The organism is Streptomyces ficellus, assembly GCF_009739905.1.
Classification (GTDB): domain Bacteria; phylum Actinomycetota; class Actinomycetes; order Streptomycetales; family Streptomycetaceae; genus Streptomyces; species Streptomyces ficellus_A.
Genome location: NZ_CP034279.1, coordinates 6,029,826 through 6,050,746 on the forward strand (window position 1 = coordinate 6,029,826; position 20,921 = coordinate 6,050,746).

The following is a 20,921-nucleotide window of genomic DNA, read 5'->3' on the forward strand; positions in this document are numbered from 1 at the left end:
CCCATCGGAAGTACGGGAAGAGATGTCGGCACCGAACAAGTCGTACGACCCAGTCGAGGTCGAGGCACTGAAACCGGAAGAGATCGAGCGCATGCGGGACGAGGCGCTCGCCGCCTTCGCCGCCGCCGGCGACCTCGACGCGCTCCACGAGGCCAAGGTCGCCCAGACCGGCCCCACCTCACCGCTCGCGCTCGCCAACCGGGAGATCGGCGCGCTGCCGCCGCACGCCAAGGCCGAGGCCGGCAAGCGCGTCGGCCAGGCCCGCGGTGCCGTGAACAAGGCCCTGGCCGCCCGCCAGGCCGAGCTGGAGGCGGAGCGCGACGCGCGCGTGCTGGTCGAGGAGGCGGTGGACGTCACCCTGCCCCACGACCGCACCCCGCCCGGCGCCCGCCACCCGCTGACCACCCTCATGGAGCGCATCGAGGACGTCTTCGTCGGGATGGGCTACGAGGTGGCCGAGGGCCCCGAGGTCGAGTCCGAGTGGCTCAACTTCGACGCGCTCAACATCGCCGTCGACCACCCCGCCCGCGGTGAGCAGGACACCTTCTTCGTCGCCGACGAGAAGGGCACGTCCGGCTCCGGTGTCGTGCTGCGCACCCACACCTCGCCCGTCCAGGTCCGCTCCCTGCTGGACCGCGAGCCGCCGCTGTACGTGATCTGCCCCGGCCGCGTGTACCGCACGGACGAGCTGGACGCCACGCACACCCCGGTCTTCCACCAGGTCGAGCTGCTCGCCGTGGACGAGGGCCTCACCATGGCCGACCTCAAGGGCACGCTGGACCACATGGTGCGGGCGCTGTTCGGCGGCGAGGGCATGAAGACCCGGCTCCGGCCGAACTTCTTCCCCTTCACCGAGCCGTCCGCCGAGATGGACATGGTCTGCTACGTGTGCCGCGGCGAGTCCGTCGGCAACCCGGACCGGCCCTGCCGCACCTGCTCCAGCGAGGGCTGGATCGAGCTGGGCGGCTGCGGCATGGTCAACCCCAAGGTGCTGACCGCCTGCGGCGTGGACCCCGAGAAGTACAGCGGATTCGCCTTCGGGTTCGGCATCGAGCGGATGCTGATGTTCCGCCACAACGTCGAAGACATGCGAGACATGGTCGAGGGTGACGTCCGGTTCACCCGGCCGTTCGGGATGGAGATCTGATGCGGGTCCCGCTTTCGTGGCTGCGGGAGTACGTCGACCTGCCGGCGACGGCGACCGGCCGTGACGTACAGGCCAAGCTGGTGTCGGCCGGGCTGGAGGTCGAGACCGTCGAGCAGCTCGGCGCCGGCCTGACGGGCCCGCTCGTGGTGGGCAAGGTCCTCACCATCGAGGAACTGACCGAGTTCAAGAAGCCCATCCGCTTCTGCACCGTCGACGTCGGCGACGCTGGGGGCACCTCCCAGGCCGAAGGCTCTGGGGGAGGCACCGGTGAGCCCCAGGAGATCATCTGCGGCGCCCGGAACTTCGCCGAGGGCGACAAGGTCGTCGTGGCCCTGCCCGGCGCCGTCCTCCCCGGTGACTTCCGGATCGCCGAGCGCAAGACGTACGGCAAGGTCTCGCGCGGCATGATCTGCTCCGGCGACGAGCTCGGCATGGGCGACGACGGCAGCGGAGGCATCATCGTGCTCCCGCCGGAGTACGAGGTCGGCATCGACGCCACCGAGCTGCTGGAGCTGTACGACGAGGTCCTCGACATCGCCGTCACCCCCGACCGGGGCTACTGCCTGTCGATGCGCGGCGTGGCCCGCGAGGCCGCCACCGCCTACGGCCTGCCCCTGCGTGACCCGGCGCTCCTCGACGTGCCCGCGCCCAACTCGTACGGCCACACCGTCAAGGTCGCCGACCCCATGGGCTGCGACCGCTTCACCGCGCGCACCGTCGTCGGCCTCGACCCCGAGGCACGCTCACCGATCTGGCTGCGCCGCCGCCTCCAGAAGGCGGGCATGCGCCCGATCTCGCTCGCCGTCGACATCACCAACTACGTGATGCTGGAGCTGGGCCAGCCGCTGCACGCCTACGACCGCACCCGGATCCAGGGCGCGATCGGCGTCCGCCGCGCCGAGCAGGGCGAGAAGATCACCACCCTCGACGGTGTCAAGCGGGTCCTCGACGCCGAGGACCTGGTCATCACCGACGAGGGCGGCCCCATCGGCCTCGCGGGCGTCATGGGCGGCGCCCACACCGAGATCGCCGACTCCGTCACCGACCCCGAGACGGGCGAGGTGCGCGGCACCACCGAGGTGGTCATCGAGGCGGCCCACTTCGACGCGGTCGCCATCGCCCGCACCGCCCGCCGCCACAAGCTGTCCTCCGAGGCGTCCCGGCGCTTCGAGCGCGGCGTCGACCCCCAGGCCGCCGCCGCAGCGGCGCAGCGCACCGTCGACCTGCTGGTCCTCCTCGCGGGCGGCACCGCCGAGGCCGGGGTCACCGAGATCCTCGCGCCCTCCGCGCCGCGCACCGTCCTGATGCGGGCCGACCACCCCGACCGCGTCGCCGGTGTCGCCTACGGCCGCGAGACCGTCGTACGCCGCCTCCAGGAGGTCGGCTGCGACGTCTACGGGCAGGACGAGCTCACCGTCACCGTCCCGTCCTGGCGCCCCGACCTCGCCCACCCCAACGACCTCGCCGAGGAGGTCATCCGGCTGGAGGGGTACGAGAACCTGCCCTCCACGCTGCCCCAGCCGCCGTCCGGCCGCGGCCTGACCGCCCGCCAGCGGCTGCACCGCCGCGTCGGCCGGGCGCTCGCGGGCGCCGGGTACGTCGAGGCGCCGAACTACCCGTTCGTCGCCGAGCAGGTCTTCGACCAGCTGGCCCTCGAGGCCGACGACCCCAACCGCCGGGTGGTGAAGCTGGTCAACCCGCTCTCCGACGAAGAGCCGGCGATGCGCACCACCCTGCTGCCGGGCCTGCTCGGCGCGCTGCGCCGCAACAACGGCCGCGGCAGCCACGACCTGGCGCTCTTCGAGACCGGGCTGGTCTTCCACCCGGCCGCCGAGGCCGGTACCGCCGTCGTCCTCCCCGTCGACCGGCGCCCGACCGACGAGGAGATCGCCCGGCTCAACGCGCCGCTGCCCGAGCAGCCGCGGCACGCCGCCGTGGTGCTCGCCGGGGCGCGCGAGCAGGCCGGCTGGTGGGGCAAGGGCCGCCCGGCCGACTGGGCCGACGCCGTCGAGGCCGCCCGGACCGTCGCCCGTGAGGCCGGCGCCGAACTGATCGTGCGCCAGGGCCAGTACGGCCCGTGGCACCCCGGTCGCTGCGCCGAGCTCGCGGTCGTGGTGGACGGCGAGGAGCGGACCGTCGGGTACGCGGGCGAGCTGCACCCCCGCGTCGTCAAGGCGCTGCACCTGCCCGACCGGACGTGCGCGATGGAGCTGGACCTCGACACCGTCGAGCGCGCCTCGTCCGGCGCGCTGCGCGCACCGAGGATCTCCACGTTCCCGGTCGCCACCCAGGACGTCGCCCTGGTCGTCGGCCGGGACGTGCCCGCCGCCGACGTCGAGGCCGCGCTGCGCGACGGCGCGGGCGAACTGCTGGAGTCCGTCCGGCTGTTCGACGTCTTCACCGGAGAGCAGATCGGCGAGGGCCGGAAGTCCCTCGCCTACGCGCTGCGCTTCCGCGCCGCCGACCGCACCCTGACCGTCGAGGAGGCGTCGGCCGCCCGTGACACCGCGGTGGCCCTGGCCGCCGAGCGGACCGGCGCGGTGCTGCGCGGCGCCTGACGGCCCACAGCGCGCTGAGGGGCATGGCCGGAACACCGGCCGTGCCCCTCACTCGTTCGAGTGGGAAGTCTGGTGGATGTTCCCCCGGCGCATGGACGATCGACACAATCGTCCCGACCGCGGGGAGGGGCCTGGAGAAGGGCGGTCCGCATGCTGCGTACGCATTCCTGGCTTCGTCGCCTTGCCCCGCTGGCGCTCCCCTCGCTCTGGGGCGCCGTCGCCGTCCTGTGGAAACTCACCTGCCCGATCGCCCAGCAGGAGGGCACGGCGGCACGCATCGCCACCAGCGCCGTCTTCTTCACCGTGGGCACCGGCCTGGCCCTGGGCATGCGCTGCGGGCCGGCCAAGGAACTGAAACAGGTCAAAGCCGTCGCCCGGGCCACCCAGCAGGTCCTGCTGCGCCCGCCGCCGCCCCGGCTCGACGGCCTCTCCCTCGCCGCCGCCCAGCTGTCCGCCGCCCGGGGCGCCGCCGTCGGCGGCGATCTGTACGAGGCGGTCGCCACCCCGCACGGGGTGCGGATCGTCATCGGGGACGTACGCGGGCACGGGCTGCCCGCGCTCGCTGCGGCCGCCGCCGTACTGGGCAGCTTCCGCGAGGCCGCGCACGACGAGCCCGCGCTCGGGGACGTCCTGCGACGACTGGAACGGGCGCTCGGGCGGCACCTGCGGGAGCGGGCGCGCGACGAGCACCCCGCGGCGGGCGGAGGGGACCCGGCGCACCCGGCGGCGGAGGAATTCGTCACCGTACTGCTGCTGGAGGTCCGCGCGGACGGGGCCGTGCTCGCCCTCAACTGCGGGCACCCCTGGCCCTACCGGCTGGCCGGCACGCGTGCCGAACCCGTCGCGGCCGGGGAGCCGCTGCCGCCGCTGGGCGTCCTGCCGCTGCCGGCCGAGCCGGCGCCGCACCGGTGCACGACGCTCCTGCCCGGCGAGGCGCTGTTCCTCCACACCGACGGCGCCGAGGACGCGAGGGACACCTCCGGGCGGTTCTTCCGGCTCCAGGACGCGCTGGACCGGGCCCTGCTCGGGACGCCGGTGCCCCCGGAGGCCCTGATCCACCGGGTGCACTCGGCGCTGCTGCGCCACACCGGCGGGCGGCTGACCGACGACGTGGCCCTGATGGTCGTCCGCAACGACCGTTCCCGGGTGCCGGCGCAGCCCGCGGACCCTGAGCTGCGCCGCACCCGCCCTTCACCCTCCCCTCGCTGACGTGCTGCCGGGACATGGACGGTGCGGCCGGGCGCCGTCCGGCCTGCCGCGGAGTGTCGGGCAGATCAGGCAGGACGGACGGCGCCTTCGCGGGCCGCCGCACTGTACGAGGGGGGAGCCGGCGGCCCGGCCGCCTCTGTGAGAGACCGCCCAGTCAACCGGCCCCGGACGTACGGCGGCAGAGCGCGCGGGGCACGGATACGGGCATTCCGTTCACACCCCGTGCGAACCGGTCTCCACTAGTCTGGGCACACCGAGTCACCGGAGGGGCCCATGCAGCCCAACACCCTGCTCGACGCCCTGCTCGACGAGGCGGGCATCTCCCACGCGGGCCTGGCCGCCCACGTCAACCAGGCCGGCCGGGCGAGAGGCCTGTCGCTGCGGTACGAACACACCGCGGTGGCCCGCTGGTTGAAGGGCCAGCGGCCGCGCGGCCAGGTGCCGGACCTGATCTGCGAGGTGCTCGGTGCCCGGCTGCACCGGCCGGTGACCCTCGACGACATCGGGCTCGGCGTCCCCGGCGGGGCGGCCGCGACGCACGGTTCCCCGCTGTCCGGGTTCGTGGAGCGGGCCACCGCGCTGTGGCGCTCCGACGAGCAGCAACGCCCGCACATACTGGGCGCACCGGCGGTGACGGGCACCCCGGCCGTGATGCCCGTCTGGGAGTGGGAGAACCCCCCGGAGGACGCCGACGTCTCGCGCGACGGCCAGACCCGGGTCAGCATGTCCGACATCACCATGCTGCGCGCGGCCCGCGCCCACTACGAGCTGATGTACCGGCGGGCGGGCGGGATCGCCACCCGCGCCCGGATCGTGGGCTTCCTGAACGCCGAGACGGCGCCGCTGCTGCGCGGCCGCTACAACGACGCCCTGGGCCGCCAGTTGCACCGCGCGACGGGAGGGCTGGTGGCGGTCGCCGGGATCTGCGCGTACGACTCGGACGCGCACGGCCTCGCGCAGCGCTACTTCCACCAGGCGCTGCGGCTGGCGAAGGCGAGCGGGGACCGCGGGCTCGGCGCCTATGTGATCGCCCTGCTGGTCAACCAGTCGCTGTTCATGGGGGAGCACCGGCAGGCGGTGGCGTTCGCGGAGGCGGCGCTGCGGACCGCCGGGGCGCAGATCACCCCGGCGCTCGCCGCGGACCTGCACGCGATGCAGGCCAAGGCGTACGCACACCTGGGCGACGGGACCGGGGCGCTGAGATGCATCCGGCGCGCGGAGTCGGAGGCGGAGCGGATCCAGCCGGTGCGCGAGCCGGACGAGACCGGCTACGTCCAGCCGGGGCTGGTCAACGTACAGGTGGCCGAGGCCCTGCTGAGCCTGGGTGACCTGACCGGCGCACGGGAGCACGCCGCCGCGGCGGTGCGCACCCCCGCGCACGACCGGGGGCGGGTGCACCGGCTCGCCATGCTGAGCCAGATCGAGCTGCGGCAGGGCGAGGCGGACCGGGCGGCGGTGACGGCCTCGGAAATGGCCGAGCGGGCGCGGGGGATGGAGTCGCAGCGGCTGCGGGACCGGCTGCGGGAGGTGCGCGAACACCTCGTCGCGAGCGGCTGCGACGACGCGGCGGAAGCGGCCGGCCTCATCGACGGAGCGCTGCGCGTGCCGCTGTGACCTTCCCGTGCGACGTTCCGCACGGTCCATGAGCCTGCTGCGATATTGCCATCTACTTGTCGGAAGGTGGCAGAAACGTGCAGTGGACGAACCTGAGCGAACAAACCATTTATGAGAACCGCTGGTTCAAGGTCAATCTGGCGGACGTCGCCCTCCCGGACGGCCGGCACCTGGACCACTTCCTCATCCGGCTCCGCCCGGTCGCGGTGGCGACCGCGGTCAACACGGCCAACGAGGTGCTGATGCTGTGGCGGCACCGCTTCATCACCGACAGCTGGGGCTGGGAACTCGCCGCGGGGGTGGTCGAGGACGGCGAGGACATCGCCGCCGCGGCCGCCCGCGAGATGGAGGAGGAGACGGGCTGGCGCCCCGGACCCCTCCACCACCTGCTGACCGTCGAGCCGTCCAACGGCCTGACCGACGCGCGCCACCACCTCTACTGGTCGGAGGAGGCGACCTACACGGGCCACCCCGAGGACGACTTCGAATCGTCCCGCCGGGAGTGGATACCGCTGAAACTCGTCCCCGACATGATCGCGCGCGGAGAGGTCCCGGCCGCCAACATGGCGGCCGGGCTGCTGATGCTGCACCATCTCCGGCTCGGCTGACCCGCCTCGCGGGGCGCCGTCCTCACCTGCCGAGCGCCTGCCAGACCGCCACCGCCAGGGCGCCCACGGCGGTGAACGCGGAGACGGCGGGCAGCGGCCACCTGGCCTGCTCCAGGGCGGCGACGCGCGCGGCCAGATCGGTCAGGTCACGGTCGATCTGGCCGTGCCGCTGGGCAAGCAGCGCCAGCTGCCCGTCGATACGGGCGAGCCCCACATCGAGACAGCGGCGCAGCTCGGCGAACTCCTCGACGGCGGTTAAGTGTTCGGGGTCGGTGGTCACGGTTCTCCGCTCCTCTTGGTCGACTGAGCGGATCCGAGTCAACTCCCCCGGGTGGGACGCGGGGAGCGTGTGCGCAGGGCATATGCGAACACGCTCCGCACACCCCGTGCGAAACTTCGTCGCTCTGCGTCACCCGCCGTACGGGAGGACGTGCGTCACACCTCGTACGGGTAGAAACCCGAGCCGGTCTTGCGGCCCAGGCGACCCGCGTCCACCATGCGCTGGAGCAGCGGGGGAGCGGCGTACAGCGGCTCCTTGTACTCGGCGTACATCGAGTCCGCGACCGAGGCGACCGTGTCCAGGCCGATCAGGTCGGCGAGCTTGAGCGGGCCCATGGGGTGGGCGCAGCCCATCTCCATGCCGTTGTCGATGTCCTCGCGGCTGGCGATCCCCGACTCGAACATCCGGATCGCGGAGAGCAGGTACGGGATCAGCAGCGCGTTCACCACGAAGCCCGACCTGTCCTGGGCGCGGATCGCGTGCTTGCCCAGCACCTTCTCGACCACGGCCTGGGAGCGGCTGATGGTGCCCTCGGACGTGGTCAGCGCCGGGATCAGCTCGACGAGCTGCTGCACCGGGGCCGGGTTGAAGAAGTGGATGCCGATGACCTGGTCGGGGCGGGACGTCGCCACGGCCAGCTTCACCAGCGGGATGGAGGAGGTGTTCGAGGCGAGGATCGCGTCCTGGCGGGTGACCACCTGGTCGAGGACCTGGAAGATCTCCGTCTTCACCTGCTCGTTCTCGACGACCGCCTCGATGACCAGGTCGCGGTCGGCGAACTCGCCCAGGTCGGTGGTGAAGCTGAGGCGGGCCAGCGTCGCGTCCCGCTCCTCCTCGGTGATCTTGCCCCGCTGGGCGGCCTTGGAGAGCGAGTTGTACAGCCGGGTACGGCCGATCTCCAGCGCCTCGCCGGTGGTCTCGGCGACCATGACCTCCAGGCCGCTGCGGGCACACACCTCCGCGATGCCCGCGCCCATCTGGCCGCAGCCCACCACTCCGACGCGTTCGATGTCGGTCACATCGTGCCTTTCGCTGATCTTCCCTGCGGCAGGATCCCCGTGTGATTCCGGTGCCCGCCTCGACCCCACGACGTTACTCCGTTCGCGCGGGTGCAGGGCGGTCCGGGGCGGGCATGCTCTGCGGGGACCGGGCGAGAACGGGACAACACGCTGGTAAAGGGGCATATGAATGCGGCATATCGGCAGAAGGAACCTGGCGGCGGCAGCGGCCGGAGTATTGGCGTCGCTGTGGGCCACGACGGGCGCGGGCGCCGCGCCCCGGCCCGACCGTGACAGCCGTGGGCACGTCAAGGACCCCGGTGAGCCGGCGGGGCTGCGGGGGCGGCGCGGACACCGGGGGAGGAGGGCCGCGGGCAAGGAGTTCCGCGGGATGTGGCTGGCGACCGTGGCCAACCGTGACTGGCCGTCCAAGCCGGGCCTGACCGCCGACCGCCAGCGCGCCGAGCTGCTGGCCTTCCTCGACGCGGCCGTGGAGCGGCGGCTGAACGCGGTGGTGTTCCAGGTGCGGCCAACCGCCGACGCCCTGTGGCCCTCGCCGTACGAGCCGTGGTCGCAGTACCTCACCGGCGTCCAGGGCCGCGACCCCGGCTGGGACCCGCTGGGCACCGCCGTCACCGAGGCCCACGCCCGCGGCCTGGAGCTGCACGCCTGGTTCAACCCCTACCGGGTGGCCAACCACACCGACCCGGCGAGGCTCACCGAAGGCCACCCCGCCCGGGTCCACCCGGACTGGGTCCTGCCCTACGGCGGCAAGCTCTACTACAACCCGGGCCTGCCGCAGGTGCGCGGCTTCGTCCAGGACGCCATGCTCGACGCGGTACGCCGCTACGACGTCGACGGCGTGCACTTCGACGACTACTTCTACCCCTATCCGGTGGCCGGGCAGGCCTTCGCCGACGACGACACCTTCGCCGCACACGGCGCGGGCTTCCCGGACAAGGCGGCGTGGCGGCGGGACAACATCGACCGGCTGGTGCGGGAGATGTCCGAGCGGATCCAGGAGACCCGCAAGGACGTCGCGTTCGGGATCAGCCCCTTCGGTGTGTGGCGCAACGCCGCCACCGACCCGCTCGGCTCGAACACCCGGGCGGGCGTGCAAACCTACGACGACCTGCACGCCGACACCCGGAAATGGGTCAAGGAGGGCTGGATCGACTACGTGGTGCCGCAGCTCTACTGGCACATCGGCAACGCCGCCGCCGACTACGCCGAGCTGGTGCCCTGGTGGGACGAGGTGGCGCGCGGCACGGGCGTGGACCTGTACGTGGGGGAGGCGCTGTACAAGGCCGGCGACCCCGCCCAGCCGGCCGCCTGGCAGGACCCGACGGAGCTGTCACGCCACCTCACCCTGGCGGGCGAGCACCCCCGGGTGGGCGGCCACGTCTTCTTCTCGGCCAAGGAGGTCGTGACGGACCGCATCGGGGCGATGGCCAGGGTCGTGGCCGACCACTACCCGACGGCGGCCCGCCCGCCGGGCTAGGGCGTGCACGCCCCTCGGTGTGCCCTAGCCGGGCTCCTTGTGGCGTACGACGCTGTCGGGGCCCGGGGACATCAGGGTCTCGTGCCCGTCGTCGAAGCGGACGCGGTACGGGGGTGTGCCGTCCGGGCCGAGCACCTCGATGACCTCGGCGGTCCTGTCGTGCTGGCCGACGACCCTGCCGTGCACCAACAGCTTGTCGCCCACGGTCGCGTGCATCGAGTGACCTCCTTGCGCCGGTTTGTCCTGAATGTCGTTCCGTAGGGGGAGTCTACGTCCGCAGGTGTGGTCCGCGTCACCCGGAGCAGCCGGCCGGGTGCCGCTCGTTCACCGTGCAACCAGCGTGGCACGCACCACTGACAACCGGCCCCCGCCCTGCCAGGGTTCGATCATGGACGAGACGACGACCGCCCCCGACGCGTACGAGATCTCCACCGACGCCGCCCGCCTCGACCGGGCCCGCATCCACCACTGGCTCTCGACCGACGCGTACTGGGCCATCGGACGCAGCCGCGACAAGCAGGACCGCGCCATCGACGGATCGCTCAACTTCGGCGCCTACGAGACCTCCACCGGCGAACTCGTCGCCTACGCCCGCGCCGTCACCGACCACGCGACCTTCGCCTGGCTCTGCGACGTCTACGTCGACCGCGGGGCCCGCGGCAAGGGGCTCGGCACCGCACTGGCCCGGGCGGTGCGCGACCACTTCGCGTCGACCGGCGTCCACCGCATCATGCTCGCCACGCACGACGCGCACGAGGTGTACCGGAAGATCGGCTTCACGTCGCTGGACGTACCGGAGCACTGGATGGCCCTCCAGTTCCAGTAGCCGGTCGGGGCGGAGCCGCCCCCCAGGGCGCCGGTTCGGGCGGTGTCCGTCCCACCGGCTAGCCTGGGCGCACGATGAACCGTCTGACCACGTCATGGGGCGCGTACGAACTCGCCCGACACCCCGAGGACCCGCGCGACCGACTGCGCGCCTGGGACGCAGCCGACGAGTACCTGCTGGGACACCTGGCCGAGTCCGCGCCCGCCGCCCTCGCGCCCTCCGCCCCCGCCACGGGCACCGTGGTCGTCGCCGGCGACCGGTGGGGCGCCCTGGCCACCTCGCTGGCCGGGCACCACCCCGGCCGGGTCGTCCAGATCACCGACTCGTTCCTGGCCCGCGAGGCGACCCGCGCCAACCTCGCGCGGGCCGGGCTCGACGAGACGTCCGTACGGCTCCTCACCACCAGGGACACCCCGCCGGAGCGCATCGACGTGCTCCTGGTCAGGGTGCCCAAGAGCCTGGGGCTCCTGGAGGACCAGCTGCACCGCCTGGCCCCGGCCCTCCACCCCGGCACGCTCGTCGTGGGCACCGGCATGGTCAAGGAGATCCACACCTCCACGCTGCGGCTCTTCGAGCGTCTCATCGGCCCGACCCGCACGTCCCTCGCCGTGAAGAAGGCCCGGCTCATCTTCGCCACGCCCGACCCGGAGCTCCCGCGCACCGCCGGCCCCTGGCCGCACCGCTACACCCTCCCCGACGACGCCCCGGCCGCCGTCGCGGGCCGCACCGTGGTCAACCACGCCGGCATCTTCTGCGCCGACCGCCTCGACGTCGGCACGCGCTTCTTCCTCCAGCACCTGCCGCGCGGGCTCGGCGACGCCCGGGTCGTCGACCTGGGCTGCGGCAACGGCGTGGTGGGCCTGGCCGTGGCACTCGCCGAACCAGCCGCCCGGCTGCTCTTCACCGACGAGTCCTACCAGGCCGTGGCGTCCGCCGAGGAGACCTTCCGGGCGGGTGCCGGACCGGACCGCGAGGCGGAGTTCCTGGTCGGCGACGGACTCGCGGACGTACCGGCCGGCTCCGTCGACCTCGTCCTGAACAACCCGCCCTTCCACAGCCACCAGGCCACGACCGACCTGACCGCCCGCCGGATGTTCACCGGCGCCCGGCGCGCACTGCGCAGCGGCGGCGAACTGTGGGTCGTCGGCAACCGGCACCTCGGCTACCACGTGACGCTGCGGCGCATCTTCGGCAACGCGGACGTCGTGGCGAGCGACCCGAGGTTCGTGGTCCTGCGGGCCGTGAAGAAGTAGCCGCCCGGCCCTTCCGGCAGGGGCGCCCGCTCAGCCGGCCGGCAGCCGGGCGCCGCACCACCCGCAGAAGCGGATGCCGGACGTGTCGGGAGCGAGCCGGCCGCACTCGGTGCACACCCGGCCCAGCAGGCACGCCGCCTCGCCGCCCTCCCGCTCCGCCCTCCCGGCGTCCGGAGCTACCGGTGCCTCCGCCGCCGCCGGGGCGCCACCGATGGAGAGGCCCGGCCGGCGCCGGTGCACCGTCACATACGTCAGCCCCCGCGGCCCCGCCGCCACACCGCGTCGCGCACCACGCGGCAGCCACACCAGGCACCCCGCCACCAGCGGCCGTTCGCCCTCCCCGGTGTCGAGCAGCCCGGCGCCGTCCACGACGTACAGCAGGACGTCCAGGGCCGGCTCGACGTGCGCGGCGACCCGCACACCGGCGGCCACGCGCACCACGTTGGCGTCCAGCTGACGGCCGTCCTCCGCGAGACGCCACAGGGCGCCGCTCCGGTCGGCGGGCACCTCCCGCAACACCTCCGGCATACGGGCAAGCACCTCCGCCACCGGTTCCGCCACCACCCTGTCCCCTCCAGTCCGCCGAGCCGCCCGAGCAGCGGATCCTACCGCCACGCCACCCGCCCCCCGTGTCACCGCCGTGGCTGCCGGGGCCGCCGTGGCCGCCGTGGGCGCGGGGCCGCCGGGGAAAAGCCTTGGCCGTTCTGCCGCAGCCCGAGCAGGATGTCCGGGTGCCCCGCGCCCATCCCCGTGCCCTGTACGGTCTCGCCGCCAATCCGGCCCTGCCGCCCGACCTCGTCGACCGGCTGATCGACGTCGCGGACGCCGAACTCGGCGGGGTCCTCGCCGATCGCCCGGACCTCACGCACACGCAGGCGGTCGCGCTGGCCGACCGCGTCGAGGAGGCGGCCGTGCCACTCGCCTGTGCGGGCAGACTGACGGCTGCCGACGTCGACCCGGTGGCGCGCCCGCACGCCGCGCTCGCGCTGCTTGACGCCGGGAGCGGCGACCCTGAGTGGGCGCGCCGGTTCGTCGCGGACCCGGCCGTGGACCACCGGGAGAGGCTGGGCGCCTGTCCCGGACTGCCGCCCGACGTGACGGAGGCGCTCGCCGCCGACCCGGACGTACGCGTCGTCGCCGAGCTGGCGCTGTGGGCGACGCCCGACCTGGCTGCCCGGCTCGCGCGGCACCCGCACACCGAAGTCCGCAGCGCGGTGGCGCACAACGAGGCGACGCCACCGGAGGTGCTGGCGATGCTGCTCGCGGGTGTGGGCCTGCCGGCCGCGCGGCGGTGCCTGGTGTGCGACCAGAAGGAAACGCCCTCCGTCCACGATGCGCACGGCCGACGACCCCACGGCGAGCCGCTGCCCGGCGACGCGTGTGACGGCTCCCACCAGTCCGCCGTTCTCCGGCTGCGGGCCCGAGCGCTGGGCAACCCGGCCACGCCCACCGCGTCCGTCACCGGCTACGCCGGACACCCCTCCGTGCTCCTGCGCCGGCAGCTCGCGACCCGCCGGGACCTGCCGCCGGGGGTCGGCGAACGGCTCGCCGCCGATCCGGCCCCGGGCGTACGGGGCGATCTGGCCGAGAACCCCGCGATCGGTGAGGCGCTGATGCGCGTGCTCGCCCGGGACCGAGATCCCGGGGTACGGCGGAGCCTCGCGCTCAACCCGCGGGTACCGCTCGACGTGCTCACCGGCCTGGCCCGTACCACCAGGATCGGCTCGATCCTGCTCCCCCGGATCGCCGCCGCCTCTCCCGCCGAGGTCGAGGAGCGGGCCGCCTCACCGGAGCCCGCCGTACGGACGCTCCTGGCCGAGCGACGTGATATGCCCGCCGGGGTGCGGGACGCGCTGGCCCTCGACCCCGACGCGAAGGTGGTCAAGGCGGTGGCACCACACCCCGGGCTCACCGGAGCGCGGCTGCGCGCCATGGTCGACGACCACGGAAGCCGCACCGCCGCCCGGGTGGCCGCCAACCCCGATGCCCCGGCTGCCCTGCTGGAGGACCTGGTCCTGCGCGAGCCTCCGGTGCGAGGGGTCTTCCGCGAGGTGGCGCGGCACCGCAACGCCGGCGCGCGGGCCCTGCTCGCCTGCCTCGTGGACGAGCGTGCCCGGCCCGTCGCCGCCGGGCACCCGGCCCTGCCGGTGGCGGCCCTGCGCGAGCTGCTCGCCGACGACGAGGACGTGGCCGAGGCGGCCGCCGCCAACCCTTCACTGCCCCCGGCCCTGATGCGCGCCCTGCTGAGCCGCGCGAACCAAGCAGCAGCGTGACGTCACGCGGGGACGGCGAGCGGCGGGTGTTCCAGCACGCGGGGCTTGTACTCCACCAGCTGGGTGCGGCCGTCGAAGGTGCGGTGCTCGATCATCTCGAGGGCGACGTCCGGGTAGCCGTCGTAGATGCGTTCCGCGCCCGTGGCCCCGGTGATCACCGGGAACATCACGACCCGGAAGCGGTCGACGAGTCCGGCCCGCAGCAGGGACCGGCACAGGCTGAGGCTGCCGATCGTGCTGAGCAGCCCCGAGCCGTTCGACTTCATGGCGCGGACCGCCTCGACGGCGTCGCCGCGGACGAGCGTGGAGTTGGCCCATGTCAGCGGCTCGGTGAGTGAGGAGGAGAACACCACCTTGGGCGCCTGGGTGAGCTCGTCCACGGACGCCTCTTCCTCGGGCCGGAACTCGTCCTGGCCGGCCGGGACCTCGCCCGCGGCGAAGCCCGACATCAGGCGGTAGGTGTTCGCTCCCATCAGGTAGGTGACCTCGGGCTGATCGCCGAGCCATGCGAGGTACTCCGGGCCTTCGAGGCCCCAGAACCCGGGCCAGCCCTCTCCCGACGCGTAGCCGTCGAGGGAGGTGATGAAGTCGACGAGAAGCTCCGACATGGCGCTGTCCTTTCGTGGGGTGTCACGAGTCGAGGGGTGTCACGAGCTTGGACCGGCCGTGCGCCGCAAACTCATCGGCCGCGCCGGGGAGCGCGGGCCACGTCCCACGCGTGGACCCCCGCTCGACTCGCCGCCAGCGCATTGCATAAAAGTGCAGCCTTGCGTATAGTCATGCCATCGACGAGGAGGCTTCGATGGCAGTACGAGCAGCAGTGGCGGGCGCGAGCGGATACGCGGGCGGAGAGGTGCTCCGTCTGCTCCTCGGGCACCCCGGGGTCGAGATCGGCACCCTGACCGGCCACTCCAACGCCGGCCAGACCCTCGGCAGCCTCCAGCCCCACCTGCTGCCGCTCGCCGACCGCGTCCTGGAGCCGACCACCGCCGAGGCCCTCGCCGGTCACGACGTGGTCTTCCTGGCCCTGCCGCACGGCCAGTCCGCGGCCGTCGCCGAGCGGCTCGGCGACGACGTCCTGGTCATCGACATGGGCGCCGACTTCCGGCTGAAGGACGCGTCCGACTGGGAGACGTTCTACGGCTCCCCGCACGCCGGAACCTGGCCCTACGGCCTCCCCGAGCTGCCGGGCGCCCGCGCCGCGCTGGAGGGGGCCAAGCGCATCGCGGTGCCCGGCTGCTACCCCACCGCCGTGTCGCTCGCGCTCTTCCCGGCGTACGCCGCCGGACTCGCCGAGCCGGAAGCGGTGATCGTCGCCGCGACCGGGACCTCCGGCGCCGGCAAGGCGCTCAAGCCGCACCTGCTCGGCTCCGAGGTCATGGGCTCCATGAGCCCCTACGGCGTCGGCGGCGGCCACCGCCACACCCCCGAGATGATGCAGAACCTCGGCACGGTCGCGGGCGAACCGGTCACCGTCTCCTTCACCCCGACCCTCGCCCCCATGGCACGCGGCATCCTCGCCACGTGCAGCGCCAGGGCGAAGCGGGGCACCACCGCCGAGGACGTCAGGGCCGCCTACACCAAGGCGTACGCCGACGAGCCCTTCGTCCACCTCCTCCCCGAGGGCCGGTGGCCCGCGACCGCCTCCGTCTACGGCTCCAACGCCGTGCAGGTGCAGGTCGCGTACGACGCGGCGGCGGGCCGCGTTATCGCCATCAGCGCCATCGACAACCTCACCAAGGGCACCGCCGGCGGAGCGGTGCAGAGCATGAACATCGCCCTCGGGCTCCCCGAGGACACGGGTCTTTCCACGATCGGGGTCGCACCGTGAGCGACGCACGTGCAGCCACCGGACCGCGGACAACGACGATGCCCGCACCTCTGCGCTGCGCGGGCGGAGAAGCGAACGGAGAGGCACCGTGAGCTGGGGGCACCTCCCAGCGGCAGCTGGGGGAGCACGCGCAGCCACCGGGCCGCGGACAACGACGATGCCCGCACCTCTGCGCTGCGCGGGCGACAGTGACATCAGCCGCTACCGCGGCGGGGCGAACGGAGAAGCACAGTGAGCGTCACGGCAGCAAAGGGATTCACGGCCGCGGGCGTCGCCGCCGGGATCAAGGCGAACGGCAACCCGGACCTGGCCCTCGTGGTCAACGAGGGGCCCCGCCGCGCCGCCGCGGGCGTCTTCACCTCCAACCGCGTCAAGGCCGCGCCCGTCCTGTGGTCCGAGCAGGTCCTGAAGACCGGCGAACTGCGGGCCGTCGTCCTCAACTCCGGCGGCGCCAACGCCTGCACCGGCCCCAAGGGCTTCCAGGACACCCACGCCACCGCCGAGAAGGTGGCGGAGGTGCTGGACATCGGCGCCGGCGAGGTCGCCGTCGCGTCCACCGGCCTCATCGGCGTACTCCTGCCCATGGACAAGCTCCTGCCGGGCGTCGAGAAGGCCGCCGGGGAGCTGTCCGAGCACGGCGGCGAGAAGGCCGCCATCGCCATCAAGACCACCGACACCGTCCACAAGACGTCCGTGGTGACCAAGGAGGGCTGGACCGTCGGCGGCATGGCCAAGGGCGCGGGCATGCTCGCCCCGGGCCTCGCGACCATGCTCGTCGTGCTCACCACGGACGCCGATGTCGACGCCGCGACCCTCGACAAGGCGCTGCGCGACGCGACCCGCGTCACCTTCGACCGGGTCGACTCCGACGGCTGCATGTCCACCAACGACACCGTCCTGCTCCTCGCGTCCGGCGCGTCCGGCACGACCCCCGCGTACGCCGACTTCGCCGACGCCGTGACCCGGGTCTGCGACGACCTCGGCCGCCAGCTCATCGGTGACGCCGAAGGCGCGTCCAAGGACATCCGCGTCGAGGTGGTCAACGCGGCGAGCGAGGCCGACGCCGTCGAGGTCGGGCGCTCCATCGCCCGCAACAACCTCCTCAAGTGCGCCATCCACGGCGAGGACCCCAACTGGGGCCGTGTCCTGTCCGCCATCGGCACCACCGGCGCCGTCTTCGAGCCCGACCGGCTCAACGTCGCCATCAACGGCGTCTGGGTCTGCAAGAACGGCTCGGTCGGCGAGGACCGCGACCTCGTCGACATGCGGTACCGCGAAGTGAAGATCACCGCCGACCTCGCGGCGGGAACCGAGTCCGCGGTCATCTGGACCAACGACCTCACCGCCGACTACGTCCACGAGAACAGCGCGTACAGCTCATGAGCACTCGCAAGCACACCGCACTGCCCAAGGCGCAGATCCTCATCGAGGCCCTGCCCTGGCTGACACGCCATCACGGCAAGACCGTCGTCATCAAGTTCGGCGGCAACGCCATGATCGACGAGGAACTGAAGGCCGCCTTCGCCCAGGACGTCGTCTTCCTGCGCCACGCCGGCCTCAAGCCGGTCGTCGTGCACGGCGGCGGACCCCAGATCAGCGCCCAGCTCGACAAACAGGGCCTGGTCAGCGAGTTCAAGTCCGGCCTGCGCGTCACCACTCCTGAAGCGATGGACGTCGTACGGATGGTCCTGGCCGGGCAGGTGCAGCGCGAGCTCGTGGGGCTGCTCAACCAGCACGGCCCGTTCGCCGTCGGGATGACCGGCGAGGACGCGCAGACCATCACCGCCACCAAGCACCAGCCACGCATCGAGGGCGAACTCGTCGACATCGGGCGGGTCGGTGAGATCACCCGGATCGACACCGGTGCCATCGAGGCACTGCTGGACAACGGCCGCATCCCGGTCGTCTCCTCGATCGCCCGCTCCGAGGACGACGGACATGTCTACAACGTCAATGCTGATACGGCGGCTGCGGCACTCGCTGCGGCGCTGGGTGCCGAAACCCTGATGGTCCTGACCGACGTCGAGGGCCTCTACGAGGACTGGCCCCACAGCGACGAGGTCATCAGCCGGCTCACCGCCGCCCAGCTGGAGAAGCTGCTGCCCGAGCTCTCCAGCGGCATGGTCCCCAAGATGGAGGGCTGCCTGCACGCCGTACGCAACGGCGTCACCACCGCCCGCGTCATCGACGGGCGCGTACAGCACTCGATCCTGCTGGAGATCTTCACCGACGAGGGCATCGGCACGATGGTCGTGCCGGACGGACAGGGGGACGCATGACCGGCAACGAGACCGGCAACGAGACCGGGAACGAGCACCTGACCCAGCGGTGGCGGGGCGCGCTCATGGACAACTACGGCACGCCCCGCCTCCCTCTCGTGCGCGGCGAGGGCGCCAGGGTCTGGGACGCCGACGGCACCGAGTACCTCGACTTCGTCGGCGGCATCGCCGTCAACGCCCTCGGCCACGCCCACCCGGCCGTCGTCGAAGCCGTGTCGAGGCAGATCGGCTCCCTCGGCCACGTCTCCAACCTCTTCGTCGCCGAGCCGCCGGTCGCCCTGGCCGAACGGCTGCTCCAGCTCCTCGGCCGCCCGGGACGGGTGTTCTTCTGCAACTCGGGCGCCGAGGCCAACGAGGCCGCCTTCAAGATCGGGCGGCTGACCGGGCGGACGCACATGGTCGCCACCGACGGCGGCTTCCACGGCCGGACCATGGGCGCCCTCGCGCTCACCGGCCAGCCCGCCAAGCAGCAGCCGTTCCTCCCGCTGCCCGGCGACGTCACGCACGTGCCCTACGGAGACGCCGACGCGCTCCGGGCGGCCGTCACCGAGGACACCGCGTTCGTCGTCATCGAGCCCATCCAGGGCGAGAACGGCGTGGTCGTCCCGCCGCCCGGCTACCTCAAGGCCGCGCGCGAGATCACCCGCGCCACCGGCACCCTGCTCGTCCTGGACGAGGTGCAGACCGGCATCGGGCGGTGCGGCCACTGGTTCGAGCACCAGGCGCACGGCGTCGAGCCGGACGTCGTCACCCTCGCCAAGGGCCTCGGCGGCGGTCTGCCCATCGGCGCGACCGTCGCGTTCGGCGAGGCTGCGGAGCTGCTGAAGCCGGGCCACCACGGCACGACCTTCGGCGGCAACCCCGTCGCGTGCGCGGCCGGCCTCGCCGTACTCGACACCCTCGCCACCGGTTCCACGCTCGACCAGGTCAAGCGCCTCGGCGAGAAGCTGCGCGGCGGAATCGAGGCACTGGGCCACCCGCTGGTCTCCCACGTCCGTGGTGCGGGCCTGCTGCTGGGTATCGTGCTCACCGAGCCCCTCGCGCCCCAGGTGCAGCAGGCGGCTCAGGACGCCGGCCTCCTGGTGAACGCGCCCGCCCCCGATGTCGTACGGCTCATGCCGCCGCTGGTCATCGGTGACGACGAGGTGGACGCCTTCCTCCGGGCCCTGCCCGGCGTCCTCAGCAGCGTGCACGGGGAAGGACGATCCGGAGAATGAGACGACGATGACCGACGCGCAGGACCTCGAGTACGGCGGGCCGTCCGTTCCGCAGACCCGCACCGCCCGTCACCGCCGGATCGTGGACATCCTCAACCGGCAGCCGGTGCGCTCCCAGAGCCAGCTGGCGAAGCTCCTCGCCGACGACGGGCTGAGCGTCACCCAGGCGACGCTCTCCCGGGACCTCGACGAGCTGGGCGCGGTCAAGATCCGCAACACGGGCGGCGAGCTGATCTACGCGGTGCCCAGCGAGGGCGGCTTCCGCACCCCGCAGGCCCCGCTCGGCGAGTCGGCCAAGGAGGAGCGGATGCGGCGCCTCTCGGGCGAGCTGCTGATCTCCGCCGAGGCGTCCGCCAACCTCGTCGTCCTGCGCACACCGCCGGGAGCCGCCCAGTTCCTCGCCTCCGCCATCGACCAGGCCGAACTGCACGCCATCCTGGGCACCATCGCGGGCGACGACACCCTGCTGCTCATCTCCCGCGACCCGGTGGGCGGCCAGGCCCTCGCCGACCACCTGCTGCGGCTCGCGCAGAAGGACCGGTAGGCCACCCCGCCCGGTACGGGGTCGGTACCGGGTCGGCTCAGTAGCGGGTCAGCGCGGTCGGCCCCGACGCCGTCCCGATCGCCATGTGCGGCCGCCGCGCCGGGTCCGCCCACGCCAGGATCCGGCGCATCGCGCCCGCGGGGACGGCGACGCAACCGGCGGTCGGCCCGGCCCCGGCGACGTGCAGGAAGATCCCCGCACCCCGCCCGCGTACCGGGCGGTCGTAGTTGAACCCGATCACCACGGCGTGCGCGTACCGCTCGCCGTAGGTGACGAGGTGTTCGGCCTCCTTCGCCCGGCAGTCGGCGGGCAGTCCCTCCACCCACCGGTTGTACGCACGCGACCGGTTGTCCTGGCACCACCAGGAGTGACGCGTCACCCGGCGGTGGCGCAGGTCCGTACCCGCCGGGGCGGCGTCGATGCCGAAGGCGTACGGCAGGGAGTAGAGGCCCGTCGGGGTGGTCGAGGTGCCCTGGCGTCGTCTGACCCCCTCCACCAGGCCGTTCGCCCCGAACCGCGCCGCCGCCGACCCCACCCGCACCCACCGTCCGCCGCGCCGGTCCCACCACGTCACCGTCCCGGTGGTGGACCGGGCGCCCGGCGCCTCGGCGGTGATCAGCTGCGTACCGCCGCCCGTGTCGGCCATGCGCTCCGGCAGCGGCCCGGCGCCGCCCGGGGGCGCGAGCAGGGCCGGCAGGAGTACGGAGACGAGGGCGAGACCGAGGCGCATGCCGGGACCGTACGCGCGCCGTCCCCGGCCCGCTCCCCGGACGCGTCCGATCG

The 20,921-nt window shown here is 73.3% G+C and carries 20 protein-coding genes; 14 read left to right on the forward strand and 6 right to left on the reverse strand.

Annotated elements, in window-relative coordinates; translation table 11 throughout:
• Positions 1 to 22 precede the first annotated feature (22 nt).
• The 5 genes from pheS to EIZ62_RS27045 all read left to right on the forward strand — a co-directional run bounded on the left by pheS (position 23) and on the right by EIZ62_RS27045 (position 7,136).
• Positions 23 to 1,147 carry a phenylalanine--tRNA ligase subunit alpha gene (gene pheS / locus EIZ62_RS27025; protein ID WP_156695281.1) on the forward strand — a complete coding sequence of 375 codons (1,125 nt, stop codon included), beginning with the start codon at positions 23 to 25 and terminating at the stop codon, positions 1,145 to 1,147.
• Positions 1,147 to 3,705: a phenylalanine--tRNA ligase subunit beta gene (pheT, locus tag EIZ62_RS27030; RefSeq protein WP_156695282.1), complete on the forward strand. Its 2,559-nt coding sequence runs from the start codon at positions 1,147 to 1,149 to the stop codon at positions 3,703 to 3,705. Before pheS ends, pheT begins: the two co-directional genes overlap by 1 nt.
• A 150-nt stretch (positions 3,706 to 3,855) precedes the next feature.
• The gene (locus tag EIZ62_RS27035; RefSeq protein ID WP_156695283.1) at positions 3,856 to 4,914 is read left to right on the forward strand and encodes a PP2C family protein-serine/threonine phosphatase; all 1,059 of its coding nucleotides are present in this window, start codon (positions 3,856 to 3,858) and stop codon (positions 4,912 to 4,914) included.
• A gap of 273 nt (positions 4,915 to 5,187) precedes the next feature.
• Positions 5,188 to 6,528, forward strand: coding sequence for an NsdA family TPR-like regulatory protein (locus tag EIZ62_RS27040; RefSeq protein ID WP_156695284.1), 1,341 nt, complete (start codon positions 5,188 to 5,190; stop codon positions 6,526 to 6,528).
• Between the two features lie 77 nt (positions 6,529 to 6,605).
• Complete coding sequence (locus EIZ62_RS27045; protein ID WP_156695285.1) at positions 6,606 to 7,136, forward strand: NUDIX domain-containing protein; 531 nt, start codon at positions 6,606 to 6,608, stop codon at positions 7,134 to 7,136.
• 22 nt (positions 7,137 to 7,158) lie between these two features.
• On the opposite strand, the gene EIZ62_RS27050 is transcribed toward EIZ62_RS27045, so the two are convergent.
• Together EIZ62_RS27050 and EIZ62_RS27055 are read right to left on the reverse strand one after the other, a co-directional pair.
• On the reverse strand, positions 7,159 to 7,416 hold the full coding sequence (locus EIZ62_RS27050) for a hypothetical protein (RefSeq protein ID WP_156695286.1): 258 nt from the start codon (positions 7,414 to 7,416) through the stop codon (positions 7,159 to 7,161).
• A 155-nt stretch (positions 7,417 to 7,571) separates the two neighbouring features.
• On the reverse strand, positions 7,572 to 8,435 hold the full coding sequence (locus EIZ62_RS27055; RefSeq protein WP_167536432.1) for a 3-hydroxybutyryl-CoA dehydrogenase: 864 nt from the start codon (positions 8,433 to 8,435) through the stop codon (positions 7,572 to 7,574).
• Between the two features lie 169 nt (positions 8,436 to 8,604).
• On the opposite strand from EIZ62_RS27055, the gene EIZ62_RS27060 reads away from it, so the two are divergent.
• Positions 8,605 to 9,915, forward strand: coding sequence for a glycoside hydrolase family 10-like protein (locus tag EIZ62_RS27060; protein WP_156695288.1), 1,311 nt, complete (start codon positions 8,605 to 8,607; stop codon positions 9,913 to 9,915).
• A 24-nt stretch (positions 9,916 to 9,939) separates the two neighbouring features.
• On the opposite strand, the gene EIZ62_RS27065 is transcribed toward EIZ62_RS27060, so the two are convergent.
• Positions 9,940 to 10,131 carry a DUF1918 domain-containing protein gene (locus tag EIZ62_RS27065; protein ID WP_156695289.1) on the reverse strand — a complete coding sequence of 64 codons (192 nt, stop codon included), beginning with the start codon at positions 10,129 to 10,131 and terminating at the stop codon, positions 9,940 to 9,942.
• A 172-nt stretch (positions 10,132 to 10,303) separates the two neighbouring features.
• Between EIZ62_RS27065 and EIZ62_RS27070 the strand changes: the two genes are divergently transcribed.
• Complete coding sequence (locus tag EIZ62_RS27070) at positions 10,304 to 10,741, forward strand: GNAT family N-acetyltransferase (protein ID WP_156695290.1); 438 nt, start codon at positions 10,304 to 10,306, stop codon at positions 10,739 to 10,741.
• 74 nt (positions 10,742 to 10,815) lie between these two features.
• On the forward strand, positions 10,816 to 11,994 hold the full coding sequence (locus EIZ62_RS27075; RefSeq protein ID WP_156695291.1) for a methyltransferase: 1,179 nt from the start codon (positions 10,816 to 10,818) through the stop codon (positions 11,992 to 11,994).
• 30 nt (positions 11,995 to 12,024) lie between these two features.
• Here the strand turns inward: EIZ62_RS27075 and EIZ62_RS27080 are convergent, their stop codons facing one another.
• The gene (locus EIZ62_RS27080; RefSeq protein WP_156695292.1) at positions 12,025 to 12,522 is read right to left on the reverse strand and encodes a hypothetical protein; all 498 of its coding nucleotides are present in this window, start codon (positions 12,520 to 12,522) and stop codon (positions 12,025 to 12,027) included.
• A gap of 167 nt (positions 12,523 to 12,689) precedes the next feature.
• Between EIZ62_RS27080 and EIZ62_RS27085 the strand changes: the two genes are divergently transcribed.
• On the forward strand, positions 12,690 to 14,267 hold the full coding sequence (locus EIZ62_RS27085) for a hypothetical protein (protein ID WP_244375984.1): 1,578 nt from the start codon (positions 12,690 to 12,692) through the stop codon (positions 14,265 to 14,267).
• Positions 14,268 to 14,269: 2 nt separating this feature from the next.
• Here the strand turns inward: EIZ62_RS27085 and EIZ62_RS27090 are convergent, their stop codons facing one another.
• Positions 14,270 to 14,875 (reverse strand): dihydrofolate reductase family protein, encoded by a 606-nt coding sequence (locus EIZ62_RS27090; protein ID WP_156695293.1) that lies wholly within the window; start codon positions 14,873 to 14,875, stop codon positions 14,270 to 14,272.
• A gap of 194 nt (positions 14,876 to 15,069) precedes the next feature.
• Here EIZ62_RS27090 and argC point away from each other — a divergent pair, with 194 nt between their 5' ends.
• The 5 genes from argC to EIZ62_RS27115 all read left to right on the forward strand — a co-directional run bounded on the left by argC (position 15,070) and on the right by EIZ62_RS27115 (position 20,138).
• Entirely contained in the window at positions 15,070 to 16,098 is a 1,029-nt protein-coding gene (gene argC / locus EIZ62_RS27095) for an N-acetyl-gamma-glutamyl-phosphate reductase (protein WP_156695294.1), read from the forward strand.
• A 231-nt stretch (positions 16,099 to 16,329) separates the two neighbouring features.
• Positions 16,330 to 17,481 carry a bifunctional glutamate N-acetyltransferase/amino-acid acetyltransferase ArgJ gene (gene argJ / locus EIZ62_RS27100; RefSeq protein ID WP_156695295.1) on the forward strand — a complete coding sequence of 384 codons (1,152 nt, stop codon included), beginning with the start codon at positions 16,330 to 16,332 and terminating at the stop codon, positions 17,479 to 17,481.
• Positions 17,478 to 18,377: an acetylglutamate kinase gene (gene argB / locus EIZ62_RS27105; RefSeq protein WP_156695296.1), complete on the forward strand. Its 900-nt coding sequence runs from the start codon at positions 17,478 to 17,480 to the stop codon at positions 18,375 to 18,377. Before argJ ends, argB begins: the two co-directional genes overlap by 4 nt.
• Positions 18,374 to 19,594, forward strand: a complete 1,221-nt coding sequence (locus EIZ62_RS27110; protein WP_156695297.1) for an acetylornithine transaminase — start codon at positions 18,374 to 18,376, stop codon at positions 19,592 to 19,594. Before argB ends, EIZ62_RS27110 begins: the two co-directional genes overlap by 4 nt.
• A 7-nt stretch (positions 19,595 to 19,601) precedes the next feature.
• The gene (locus EIZ62_RS27115; protein WP_156695298.1) at positions 19,602 to 20,138 is read left to right on the forward strand and encodes an arginine repressor; all 537 of its coding nucleotides are present in this window, start codon (positions 19,602 to 19,604) and stop codon (positions 20,136 to 20,138) included.
• Between the two features lie 37 nt (positions 20,139 to 20,175).
• Here EIZ62_RS27115 and EIZ62_RS27120 read toward each other — a convergent pair whose 3' ends face one another.
• Positions 20,176 to 20,868, reverse strand: coding sequence for a L,D-transpeptidase family protein (locus EIZ62_RS27120; RefSeq protein ID WP_156695299.1), 693 nt, complete (start codon positions 20,866 to 20,868; stop codon positions 20,176 to 20,178).
• Positions 20,869 to 20,921 lie beyond the last annotated feature (53 nt).